This window comes from Streptomyces sp. NPDC002809, from assembly GCF_040295435.1.
Classification (GTDB): Bacteria; Actinomycetota; Actinomycetes; order Streptomycetales; family Streptomycetaceae; genus Streptomyces.
Genome location: NZ_JBEOVJ010000102.1, coordinates 1 through 12171 on the forward strand (window position 1 = coordinate 1; position 12171 = coordinate 12171).

The window sequence follows — 12171 nt, forward strand, 5'->3', positions numbered from 1 at the left end:
CGAGATACGAGCCGACCTCCACCTCGGACTACTCCAACTCGCCTGCAGCATCATCTGCTTGAGACGACTCCGAACCTCATTCTGAAACCATCAGTTAGACCATGAGCACGTTCCGTACAGGGCGAAGATGATCGCCTCAAGGATGGTGGACTTGCCCGCCCCGGTTGCGCCGAGGATGGCGAACAGAAGCTTGCCGGTGAAATCGATGGTGCAGGTGCCGGAGTAACTACGCACTCCCGTGAAGATGAGCCGCCGGAGCTTCATGATGCCTCCGCCCAGGTGTCTTCCAGCGCAGCGCGCAGCAGTTCCTCAGCCCGGACCGGCGGCGGTGTCTCGTCATCGACTTCACTGAGCAGTTGGATGAACGCCGTGACCATGGACTCCGCGGCAGCACCACTCAGTCCCACTTGCACCAGGAAGGCGCGGAACGCGTCGGGCAGATCCGGCTCGTCGCCGGGATCGCAGCCAAGGATGGCGTCGGTGGCCGCTTCCCCGGCCAGTTCCGGTCTAATGACGATTGCGTCCGGTACGATCTCGGCGATCTTCTGGCTGAGGGTCCCGTCGGGCTCCTCGCCGGTGATCAGCAGTTTCAGGAAGGTCCCGTCGTACTGGGCGGCCTCAGCCCTTAGCTTGTCGAGGGTTCCCTCGAAGACGGCCAGCCGCCTACCGCTGGAGAGCGGGCGGGGCTGTACCCGGACAGGCCGCCCGGGCTCGGCATCCACGATGACGACGCTCTTGGAGTCGTTGGCTTCGCCGAAGTCCATGGCAAGCGGACTGCCCGAGTAGCGGGCGGGGAACTTGGGACCCCGCACGGCCTGGGGACAGTGGATGTGCCCAAGGGCGGTGTACGACACCTTCGGCAGATCCTCGGGAGCGGCCTCGAAAGACACGTCCATGGCCTGTTCGCGCGGGGAGCGCTTGGCGCCCGTGATGTACACGTGGGCCGCGAAGAACAAGATGTCCCGGTCGGGGTCGTACCCCTCGCGCATGGCCTCCAGCAGCTGCGCCTGCAGCTCGCGCATCCCCTCGGCGTAGTCGCTGTACGACGTGTCGGGCGCGGACCGCTGCCAGAACCGGTTCGGATGCACGAACGGCAGGGCGGCCAGGCGGATGCGCTGCTCGCCACCGCAGGCGTCGAAGGTCAGAACACCTCCTTCGTGCGCCGGGCGTACCTGGTCGACGAAGAACAGGCCCCGTCCCACGGACGGGCCGGTCAAGAGATCGAAGAACTCGAAATACGTGGGGGAGTCGTGATTGCCGGCCACGACAACGGTCGGTGCGACGGTGGCCAGCCTGATCAGGACCTGCAGAGCGCGGATCATGTCCCGGCCCGTGGGGCGGGAGGTGTGGAACAGGTCGCCGCTGTGGACGATCAGGTCCGGCCGGTATTCCTGGGCGATCGCCACGATCTCGGCTAAGACGGCGTCGAAGTCCTCGTTGCGTGGAAACCCGTGCAAGGTGTGGCCGATATGCCAGTCGGAAGTGTGGAGCATTCTGCTCATGCCTTCATGCGCCCTTTCGGAGCGAGGCGTTGGAGGCACCGGCGGTGCCTCATGAGCCCGGGACTGTACACCAAAAACACAGGGCAAAATGAGGCCACCTGAGTAGCTGTTAACATGCGGGGATGCACGAGCACCTGGTCGCACTCGAGGAACGCATGCAGCAACTCCAACAGGCGATCCGGCAGGCACTCACACAGCACGACCACGCCCAAGCAGCACTTCTTCGTGCGGAGTTGAAAAGGACCCAGCGGGCCTGGGACGTACTGTGCGGCCCGGACGAAACTCCCGAAGAAACCCAGCCGGAGCCCGAGCCACCGACCGCCCCCGAGCACAGCTGGGAGGGCCGTCCCGCACGCGACCAGGTCCGCCAGGCGCTCACCCTCCTCACCGTCCCCGCCTCGCCCAGACTCCTCAGCCAGGTCCACCAGGCATTCTTCTCCGGCCCGCTGAACACCGCCCGCCTGACCACCCTGCGCCGCGACGAGGAACGATCCTTCCGCTCCGCCCCCTACGCCCGCCCCTACTACATCTGCTCCGCCCTGACATCCGACCTGCTCTCACCAGCCCGTGCCCTGCTCGCACTGAGCACCTGGCCGCTGCAGCAGCGCATCGTGGGACCGCTCACCCAGCGCGTCCACTTCCTCACCTCCGCCCTGCGGCTCGCAGACGCCGCCGAACACCTCACCGGCGACACCGAACTGCCGCAGCACCTCCAGCAGCTCCTTATGCACTACAGCCGCAACCTCCAAGGCCGCAGCCCCCTCGACCTGGACGCGCTGCGCCAGACCGCGGCAGCCGAACTGGAGATCCACGCAGACGAGGACGCCGACACCCGCGCCGAAGCAGCCCGGCGCGCTCTCAAGCAACTCGGCGACGTAGAGCAGAACTTCGGCAACACCTTGCGCAACGTCACCCGCCAGTCCCGCACTGCATGAACCCGCCCTTATGACCGCACGACTTGTGCCATGTCCCTTCAAGGAAAACAGTGAGTTCGCTCGACGCCCGCCTGGGCGTATTACGCGGAGCCGCTCCGCCCCTCCCGCACAACGCACGAACTCTCGCCGCGCTGACCGCGAACCCCAGCTGCGACCGCCGCTCCCTGCTGGATGCGGCCGGCATCGACAAAGACGCCCTCGTCGCCCATCTGGGCATTCCCCGGCCACTGAGAAAGTCCCAGCTCGCCCTCGACTACGGCATCGCCTTCGAACGTCAGGTCACCGACCAGGCCGGAGCCCCCCTGGTACCGCTGCTCCGCCAAGCCCTGGGACTGACCGTGGACGAGGTGTCCTACGAGGACGTTAACAGCGTCGGCAGCGACAAAGACAAGTCCCCCCTGGGACTGCGCCACACGCACACCCGCTTGCGCATCCTGAGCGCAGCACACCGCAAAACCAAGCCCCGCACCCTGCTTGACCACCCCGTGCTGCGGCTGACAGTCGCCGGCCACCAGGCCTACCTCGAGCCCGACGTCATCGCCTTCCAACGCGACGGCATCTTCCACGTCATCGAGATCAAATCCTTCCCCGTCGTTCACGGACAGCCCGACCCCGCCAAAGCCACCGCAGCACTGACCCAGGCCGCCGCCTACGTCCTGGCCCTGCGCGAACTCCTCAACGACAACAACCTTCCAAAGGACCGGGTCTCCGACACCGTCATCCTCGTCAACCCGCGCAACTTCACCCGCCACCCCACCGCCACGCTCTACAACGCCGCCCAACAGATCAAACACCTCAGCCGCCACCTCAGCAGACTCCGGCGCCTGCCCGAACTGCTGGACAGCCTCCCCCCGGGCACCACCTGCGATCTGGCCCCCGGCCCAGACACGAAACCGGCCCGGCCCCGCGATGAACTCGTCGCCGCACTCGCCACCATGAGCCCTTACTACACCCCCGGCTGCCGTCACCACTGCGACTTGGCCCCCCACTGCCGCACCGAGGCCCGCAACCAGGGCAGGACCCAGACGCTGGGGACCACAGTGACCGGCGACCTGGCGGGAATCGACACCATCGGCACAGCGCTTGCCCTCGCCGACGGACACCTCCACCCCTCACGGGACCAGGAAGCCATCGCCCAGGCGCTGCGCCACGCACAACGCATCCACTCAGACCTCCAGAGGGACGACGAATGAGCCTTCTGGCCTCACTCCTGCGGATGCGTGCCGCCTCGACCGGCAACGTCCAATACGCCAGCCAACTGCGCCACCTCCATCTCAGCGACCGGCCGCTGATGCTGCTGGCGCTGAATCGAACAGGCCCCGCCGCACGGCCACTGGCCGTCATGCTGGGCACCGACCCCTACCGCCCGCAACTCCTGGTCGCGCCTCCCTCAGGAAGTACCGCGCCCATGCTTGCCGCCCTGGCAGATGCCGTCATCACCTACATCGCCACCTGCCAGCACCACAGCGAGTACGTGCCCGCTACCGCCGGGAAGCCCGCACGCCAGAGGTACACCGACGCCCCCCAGATCCTCGTTCCCAACCCTCAGACCGTGGAGTACCTGAAGCTCCTCGGAGACGGCCTGAGATTCCACCGCGGTGACGACCAGACTCCGGGATCCCCATCCGTCCAGCGCCTGGGACACTGGCTCACCTATCTCACCGACCGTGCCGACATTCCCGGGGCAGCCGCCCTCATCCCCATGACCCGCTTTCTCGGCATGCACTGGATCACCGGTCAAAGCCCCCTGGAGGACGAGGACCTCGCCACACTGCTTGCCTGGATCGACCCGCCCCGCCACGCAGCATCGGGACGCGACGCCGCCGATACGGCAGCAGACCCTGCCACCTACCGACCTGTGGGACCAGCCACTGACGCGGCCTTCGACAACGATGAACTGGCCCCCCTGTTCAACACATACGCCAGGACCCGCGGACAGGAGCAGAGCCGCACCCTGCAAGAACTCGAACGCCGGCTGACCACCTACATGGAACCCGCTTGGGACCTCATGTGGCACGCCTGCGCACTCCTGCAGGCCCTCCCCGAAGCCAAGAGCACCGCACGCCGCTGGGACCACGAACGCTCCGTATTCACTGAGGAATGCACGTACCTGAGCCACGACGGACGCCCCCAGCCCGCCCGCGAACAAGCCGTCGCCACCGCCGCCCGCCTGACCCTCATGGAAAACGCAGCCACCACCTTCGCCGCCGAACGCGCCGCCGACGACCCCTTCGTACGGGCAGAACTACGCACCACCGGCGAAGCCTTCGGCGGCCCCGTCAACACGGTCGACCCGGAACACACCCTTCGAGGACCCACCGGACGAACACAGTGGCGGCCCCGGTTCACGGTCTCCACCACGGATCCCGTTCCCATGGAACCTGGCCAGCGCCTGGCCTGCCACACCCACCGCAACGCCCGCTACAAGATCTGCGAAATCACTCCGTCAGCTGACGACACCCTCGTCGAACTCGAGATCACCGCAGGCATGGGCACCGTAGCCCGCCCCAACCACACCGTCCTGCCCGAGTCCGGTGCCCTGCTTGTGTTCACCATCGCACCTGACCGCTACCGGATGCCGGAATTCCCTGCCCGAGACCAAACACCCTGGACCCACGGCGGGCCTCCCCCCGACCATCCGGACGCCAACGAAGAGGAGGAGCATCAGTGACACCCCCTCGCCGGCTTCCTCCCCAGCAGCAGACGGACAACGCCACCCGCGCCGTCCTGGAACGCCTGCCCACACTCACCCACCGCGGACTTGTCGTGGAAGCCCCGCCCGGCGCTGGCAAATCCACCCTCGTCGCCCAAGCCGCCGACGCACTCACACAAACGGGCGGCCCCTGCGTCGTCATCGCCCAGACCAACAGCCAGGTCGACCATCTTGTACGGCGGCTGGCCCGACACCACCCCCGCCTTCGAACCGCCCGGCTCACCGCAACAGAACACACAGCCCCCAACGACCTTCAGGCATATCCCGGCGTCCGTATCGGCACCCGCGTCGAAGACCTCGAGCGAACCGCCGACGTCATCGTGGGCACAGCCATGAAATGGGCCACGGTCACCGACCGCCGATGGCCCTGGGCGGTCATCGACGAGGCCTACCAGATGCGCTCCGACATGCTCCTGCGGACCGCCGGCCTCTTCGACCAGGCCCTCTTCGTCGGAGACCCCGGCCAACTCGACCCCTTCTCCACCGTCAAAACCGACCGCTTCGCAAATCTGCCCCATGACCCCATGAACAGCGCGGTCGCCGTCCTGCTCGCCAACAATCCCGACCTGCCCGTCCACCTACTGCCCGTGTCCTGGCGCCTGCCGCCCTCAGCCGTCCCCCTGATCAGCGACGCCTTCTACTCCATGCCCTTCCACGCCGGAAGCAACGAGACCGACAGAACCCTCAAGATTTCCATCACCGGCATACACAACACTCCCACCGACAAGGTCATCGAGAACGCCGCTCGCACCGGATGGGCACTGTTCGAACTACCGGAGCGCATTACCTATCACCTCGACAACGAAGCCCTCCACGCCGTCCTCGACATCGCCGAACGGCTGCTGATCCGGGGCGCTATCGCCACCTGCGAGGAATACCCCGAGGGACGCCTCCTGCGGCCCGACGACATCGCCATCGGAACCGCCCACCGCAGCCAGGCCCACCACATCCGCGCACTCCTGGCCCGCCACTACCCCCGCCTCCACGGAATCGTCATCGACACCGCCAACCGGCTTCAAGGCCACGAATGCAGTGTCACCATCGTCCTGCACCCCCTCTCCGGCCGCGGCGACGCCTCCGCCTTCCACCTGGAAGCCGGCCGTCTGTGCGTTCTAACCTCACGACACCGACACGCCTGCATCGTCGTGGCCCGCGGAGGCATCGCCGAACTCCTCGACGCCCATCCCTCCACCCACCCCGCACGCCCCGGCCCCCCCCGGCAAGACCCCCGACGGCTGGGAGGCCCACCACACCGTCCTCGCCCAGCTGGCCCAGCACACCATCCATGCCCAAACGCAGCCTCCTCGCGGCCGCGGATGAGTCGCTCGCGGCACGCGCCCGCAACACGACAGCGTCTGGAGCGCTGATCGCCGCGAAGCGTTCGCCAACGACCTTGGGTCTGAGCGTTCGCTGGTGGCGGTGACTGCGAAGTCGAACCGCAGCAAGTCCGACAGGGACCCTGCCAGCTGGCTGCCGCCGGCCGAAGCTACCCACTGCCTGTACGCCGCGGACTGGACGGCAACCAAACTGCGGTGGGGACTCAACGCCGACGACAAGGAACGGGCCGCGCTGGCGAAGCTCGCCGACGCGTGCCCGGACACGACTGTCAACTACGAAGTCGCACCTTGAGCCCGGTTGTACCGCTCGGGGTGCCGTCGGAGAGTTCGGTGCGCGGCGGTGCAGGACTGGCAGATGTGCCGGGATCGCGGTGGCGACCGCTTATTCGCCCGGGCGGGCGGTCAGGGCGTCGGCGAGTCGGCGAAGGGCGTTGCTAGTGCTCTGACCGGGAAGGTTTGCCGGGTTGCTCGTTGTGCTGGTCGGATGTGGCGACGTCGACTGGCATGGGGAGACGGGTATGGCGTTACCGGTCAGGGTCCGCGGGCTGACCGAGCAGGAGGGCCAGAAACTGCAGCAGATCGTTCGGCGGGGCAGCACGAGCTCGGTGCGGTTTCGCCGAGCGATGATGCTGCTGGCCTCGGCCGGCGGCAGTTCGGTTCCGGTGATCGCGCGCCTGGTGCAGGCGAACGAGGACACCGTCCGTGATGTGATCCACCGGTTCAACGAGATCGGGCTCGCATGCCTGGACCCACAGTGGGCGGGAGGCCGTCCCCGCCTTCTCAATCGTGACGACGAGGACTTCGTCGTCCAGACGGCCACCACCCGCCCGACCGCACTGGGCAAGCCCTTCACCCGCTGGTCGATCCGCAAACTCGCTGAACACCTGCGGCGCAACATTCCCCGACCGGTCCAGATCGGCCGTGAAGCCCTTCGCTGCCTCCTGGCCCGCCGAGGGATCTCCTTCCAGCGGACGAAGACCTGGAAGGATTCACCGGATCCGGACTTCGACGCCAAGCTCGCCCGCATCGAGTACGCGATCAACGAACGTCCCGACCGCGCCTTCGCCTTCGCCTTCGACGAATTCGGCCCCCTGGGCATCCGCCCCACCGCTGGCTCCTGCTGGGCTGAGCAGCGCAAGCCCGACCGACTGCCGGCCACTTATCGGCGTACCCACGGGATTACCTACTTCCACGGCTGCTACTCGGTTGGCGACGACGAGCTGTGGGGCATCAACCGAAAGCGCAAAGGCATCGACCACACCTGGTCAGCCCTGCGGTCGATCCGCGCCGCCCGACCCGACGGCGGCCCGATCTACGTCATCCTCGACAATCTCTCCGCCCACCTGAACTGGAGAATCCGCAGGTGGGCGGCCCGGAACAAGGTCGAGCTCTGTTTCACGCCGACCTATGCCTCCTGGGCCAACCCCATCGAGGCTCACTTCGGGCCGCTGCGGCAGTTCACCCTGGCCAACTCCCACCACCCCAACCACACCGTCCAGACCCGGGCTCTCCACGCCTACCTGCGCTGGCGCAACAACAACGCCCGCCATCCCGACGTCCTCGCCGCCCAGCGACGCGAACGCGCCCGCATACGAAGCGAGAAAGGCATCCGTTGGGGAGGGCGTCCCACCACGATGGTGGCCTGAGCAGCTACACCCGCTCTTGGTACACCCTGATCTCGGCCGGCTTGAGTTCGCGGATTGTGGTCCACACCGCCTGTTCGGTCAGCACTTGGGCCCATTCTTCGAGGTCTGCTCCGGCATCGTGGAAGAACCACGAGTGGAAGCTTCCCAGGGCCTCCAGGGCAGGGGTGAGTCCGTATCGGAGCTCGCAGTGGACCTGCACGTAGTGGTCGTGATCACCGTCGCTGTCGGAGACCTCGAACTGTCGGGTGAGGTCCAGCGTGAACGTCGCAGGACCGTCGAACGCGTAGGTCCCGTACTGGAACAGAAGGCCGTCGACATCGGGTGTGTCCGGGACGTGGAACAGCTGACGGCCGAAACGAAGGAAAGCAAACCAGACGTCTTCCGGGACCGGATCGGCAAAGGCTCGGGGACCCAGTTCACCCTCCAGCAGTCCCACGGCCTCATCCACCGACGGTCTCCGCGTCATGCCTGCCCTCCGCTTCCAACGCAGCCGGGCTGAGCCTACTCAACCCGGCGAACCTTCCCGATCAGAGCACTAGGCGTCTCGCCGCTCGCCGAAGAGCGGACGTAGCGAGCGCGGGCGCGCTACGTGAGGGTTCTTTCCAACGATCCCCGTGCGGGGCCGGACGATCAACCAGCAGCACTATGCCGAAGCACCCACGGGCCTGGTCACTTCAGGAGGAGCAACTGATGCCACCGAGGTGGGAATTGGCCTCTAGCTCGACGTCGGTCGTCAGTGACTAACAGGGCGGCTGCCTCACTCGCACTCTCTGCGATTCGCTGCCGCGCCTACTGGACAGACGCAGCGGGCTCGTCGGAGGAAGCCACTGTGGCGGCAGAAGCAGGGGTGTAGTACACGGATCGGCCCTGCTTGGAACGCTCCAGGAGTCCGCGGGCGACACCTTGCTCCAGGGCGTTGCGCACGACGGGTGCCTGCACGTTGCGCTGGGGGTGGGCTTCGGTCAGTGCGGCGGAGACCTCCGCGGCGGACTTCGGCTCGCTCTGCCCGGCCAGGTAACCGCTGGCCAGCGCAGCCCAGGTTTCTTCGGCCGCGCCCTTGGGAGAGGCGGTCTTCTCGGCGTGGGCCTCACGGCCGGCCTTTGAGGGCTTGGCCGTACGCGACACCTTCTGCTGCCGCGCCGTCGCGCCCTTTCCACGACGCGCAGCCGGCACGGGGGCCTTTCCGCCCTTTCCGCGTCCGTGGTTCAACTCGCTGGAACCGCCAAGCACGTCCTGCATTTTCACCAGGACCTTCTCGCTCTCCTCGAGTTGCTGGAGCTCGTCCTGCAGCCGGGTCAGTTCAGCACGGACCCGTTCCTGCTCCTTCTTGGTGAGCGCGAGGTCTTCCGTGACCTTCTGCGCGTAACCTGCGGTGACGGTGGAGGTTGCAGCGACTTGGGACATGAGGCCCTCATCTTTCTGTTTGCGAATGGGGGTAAGTCCCTGATGCTACTCACACTTTGCTGTGAGCAACTTCCCAGGCCGTGAATTCACCGCGTACCCACACCCCGCGCTGACCCTGAGCGAAGAGAATCCCGCACACGCTTGGGCAATCCACCGGCCCTGAACTTCTCGCAGTACAACCCCTTTTGGCAGAGCCTCGGCGCGGTATACACAGCCAGTCCGTCCCAATGCTTGGGCCAGCGAGCAACTGCTCTCAAGGCTCATCATGGGTGAGTTGATTCGGCGACCAGAGGGCCCACCGAACGTCTTCAGATACGGCTTCGAAGGTCCATGATCGCAAGAACCGCCTGTCGGCAAGCAGGTCAAGTGCCTGGGACAGCTCAGGCAAAGCAAGCCCGGACAAGTGCCCGAGCATCTCCCGATCGACGGCTGCATGAGCAGAACCGGGAGGAAGATGCGCGCCGAGCACCAGCGCGAGCAGCCTGGTGGTCACCCCGAGCGGGCGTAGTTGGCGCGCTCCACAGACGCGCAGCGCCCAGTCGGCTGCCCGGGCACGGCTCAGTCGCCCAGGAGCTTGGGTGCGCACCGTGGGATCCAGTAGCCGAGCGGAAAATCCTTGCCTAGGGCTGTTCGGCCGCACAGCGTGGACATAGAGCCAACCTGCCCATTCCAGTTCTCTTCGCGGGGTGGCATCCGCACCCAGCCGCATTCCGCGCACGAGGCCGGTGGGGATGCGCACATCGCCGCCGCAGCTCGAGCGCAGTGCGCATTGTAACGCAAGCAAGCGGGTAGCCCCAGAAGCCTCTGCCGGCAGGGCGGTTGCGAGATAGCTGAGCATCTCGCGCACCCGAACCTCTTCAGCGAGACCGTGCAGCCTGCGGCGTCGGGGCGGGAAACCGGGGGGTGAACTGGGCAGCGCAGTCTCCGGAACGACCGCCGCATGTTCCGTGGCGCCAGCGCAGGCAGCACAGGTGTCGGCGAGCCGCCATTGACGACCGCCGCGCTCCCAGGCCAGGACGAGCAGGATGCTCCCGGCACAGCCGCGATGCCTGGGGTGCCACCTGCAGCCGCGTGCGTGGCACTGACAGGTGCGCAAATGGGCGGGCAGCGCGTCGCGGCGCGCATGCAGGGCCAGGTGGGTCATCGCCTCGTGCGCCGAGGCGCGAATGGGCGCGGTGCCTGACGAAGAGCACCTTGAGCAGACGAGCACAGATCCGCCGCGCTCGGGGCGTAGCTCCACCATCCAGGTGCGCTGCACAGGCTGCATCGTGCACTGCCTCATGGGGCGCGTCGTCCTCCGGTCCTGCTCGCCGTGATGCCAATGAGTCCCTCACCCGGGGGAGCGCGGGGTGAGGGAACGCACCGTAGTGCAGACCTCTGCCCTCGTAACGCTGGGAGGGGGGTTTGTTGGTGCACAGCGAGGTGGCTGGTCTGGGGTGTTGCTGGTTCGCTGAGAGGTCGAATTGGTGGTCCTGGCAGGTGGGGAGGAGTATCTGAGCTGGGGTTATGTGTTCTGTGCTGAGGGCAGCTGGGTGTGTTGTAGGTAGTTCTAGCGTGTAAAGGCCCGATTGGTGTTTGTGCTGGTCAGAGCCTTTTGCCTGTCTGATGGGCGGGGCTAGCGGCTTCGGGCGCGAGTGTGGGGGCGGTGGTGGGTTTCGGCGAGGTGGTCGAGGCGGATGGTGTCGAGGGTGGTTTTGGTGATGCGTTCGGTGCCGTCGCTGATGGCGGTGATGGCGGCTTGGCGGATGAGTCGGGTGAGGGATCCGATGCGGCCTGCGGTGCGCTGGTGGAGGTAGGGGGCGTGGCGGGGGAGGGTGCCGGGTTTGTGCTGCTGGAGGTCGAGATGGTTTTCGATGTCGGTGATGACGTCGCGGAAGGGGTGGCGGGTGCCGTGGCGGGCGGGGAGGGGGCCGCAGTCGACGAGGGTGGCGCGTCCGGCGAGTTGGGCGCCTCTCACGCCGGTGAACAGGGGGGTGTCGGTGACGTTGATGCCGGCGTAGACGAATGTCGCGGGAAGGCGTTCGCTCAGGTCTTTCAGAAGGTCGGCGGTTTGGGCGCCGGTGGTGGTGCGGGGGTTGAGGCGGTGGATCTCGTCGATCATCACCAGCTGGACACCGGCCTGGGTGTAGGTGTGGCAGACGGCTTCGGTGATCTGGGTCTGGGTCATGCGCGCGGCCACGGGGATGCCGAGGTAGCGGGCGAATTCGGTGATGAGGGTTTTCGCGGTGGCGCCGGGCGGGACCAGAACATACGCGACGGGTACCGCGGCGTGTGCTGATCGGGGTGGTGGCGGGTTTTTGAGGGTGTGGGCGAGGTGGCAGGTACGCCCGACGTTCAGGAGGGCGGTGGTTTTCCCGGCTGCGGCGGGGCCGGTGACGATGAGGGAGGGCCGTGCGGTGGTCTGCTGGTGGCGGCCGAGGATCATCAGGGTGCGGACCTGGGTGGCCAGGGTGTGGATGGCGGGGGTGCGGATGGTGACGAACGCGGAGTGGTAGGCCAGGCGTTCCTCTGTGCTACGGGGCGGTTCACCTGGCCGGGGAGGGGCGGGTGGGTCGGTGGTGGCGAAGCGGTTCCAGCCCTGCCAGGTGGTCAGCGGCCAGGACAATTCGGCTCCGCCGCTGTCGCCGGGACCGT

10 protein-coding genes and 2 pseudogenes are annotated in these 12171 nt (G+C 66.8%); 6 read left to right on the forward strand and 6 right to left on the reverse strand.

Features of this window, described 5'->3' with window-relative positions; all coding sequences use genetic code 11:
- Positions 1-90: 90 nt before the first annotated feature.
- Positions 91-264, reverse strand: coding sequence for an AAA family ATPase (locus tag ABT025_RS35095; RefSeq protein WP_351002720.1), 174 nt, complete (start codon positions 262-264; stop codon positions 91-93).
- Positions 261-1493 (reverse strand): metallophosphoesterase family protein, encoded by a 1233-nt coding sequence (locus ABT025_RS35100; protein WP_351002721.1) that lies wholly within the window; start codon positions 1491-1493, stop codon positions 261-263. Before ABT025_RS35100 ends, ABT025_RS35095 begins: the two co-directional genes overlap by 4 nt.
- Positions 1494-1624: 131 nt before the next feature.
- Here ABT025_RS35100 and ABT025_RS35105 point away from each other — a divergent pair, with 131 nt between their 5' ends.
- From ABT025_RS35105 to ABT025_RS35130, 6 genes and pseudogenes are all read left to right on the forward strand, one after another.
- Complete coding sequence (locus ABT025_RS35105; protein WP_351002722.1) at positions 1625-2437, forward strand: hypothetical protein; 813 nt, start codon at positions 1625-1627, stop codon at positions 2435-2437.
- A 50-nt stretch (positions 2438-2487) separates the two neighbouring features.
- Positions 2488-3630, forward strand: coding sequence for a hypothetical protein (locus ABT025_RS35110; protein ID WP_351002723.1), 1143 nt, complete (start codon positions 2488-2490; stop codon positions 3628-3630).
- Complete coding sequence (locus tag ABT025_RS35115) at positions 3627-5108, forward strand: hypothetical protein (protein WP_351002724.1); 1482 nt, start codon at positions 3627-3629, stop codon at positions 5106-5108. Before ABT025_RS35110 ends, ABT025_RS35115 begins: the two co-directional genes overlap by 4 nt.
- Positions 5105-6470, forward strand: a pseudogene (locus ABT025_RS35120) (AAA domain-containing protein). Before ABT025_RS35115 ends, ABT025_RS35120 begins: the two are co-directional and overlap by 4 nt.
- Positions 6471-6500: 30 nt before the next feature.
- Positions 6501-6779: pseudogene (locus ABT025_RS35125) on the forward strand (GmrSD restriction endonuclease domain-containing protein); the annotation flags it as partial.
- 226 nt (positions 6780-7005) lie between these two features.
- Positions 7006-8133, forward strand: coding sequence for an IS630 family transposase (locus ABT025_RS35130; protein WP_351002725.1), 1128 nt, complete (start codon positions 7006-7008; stop codon positions 8131-8133).
- Between the two features lie 4 nt (positions 8134-8137).
- Here the strand turns inward: ABT025_RS35130 and ABT025_RS35135 are convergent, their stop codons facing one another.
- The 4 genes from ABT025_RS35135 to ABT025_RS35150 form a co-directional block, all read right to left on the reverse strand.
- Complete coding sequence (locus ABT025_RS35135) at positions 8138-8569, reverse strand: hypothetical protein (RefSeq protein ID WP_351002726.1); 432 nt, start codon at positions 8567-8569, stop codon at positions 8138-8140.
- Between the two features lie 353 nt (positions 8570-8922).
- The gene (locus ABT025_RS35140; RefSeq protein WP_351002727.1) at positions 8923-9537 is read right to left on the reverse strand and encodes a hypothetical protein; all 615 of its coding nucleotides are present in this window, start codon (positions 9535-9537) and stop codon (positions 8923-8925) included.
- Positions 9538-9790: 253 nt separating this feature from the next.
- Complete coding sequence (locus ABT025_RS35145) at positions 9791-10030, reverse strand: hypothetical protein (protein WP_351002728.1); 240 nt, start codon at positions 10028-10030, stop codon at positions 9791-9793.
- A gap of 1122 nt (positions 10031-11152) precedes the next feature.
- Positions 11153-12142 carry a TniB family NTP-binding protein gene (locus tag ABT025_RS35150; RefSeq protein WP_502972098.1) on the reverse strand — a complete coding sequence of 330 codons (990 nt, stop codon included), beginning with the start codon at positions 12140-12142 and terminating at the stop codon, positions 11153-11155.
- Between the last annotated feature and the right edge of the window lie 29 nt (positions 12143-12171).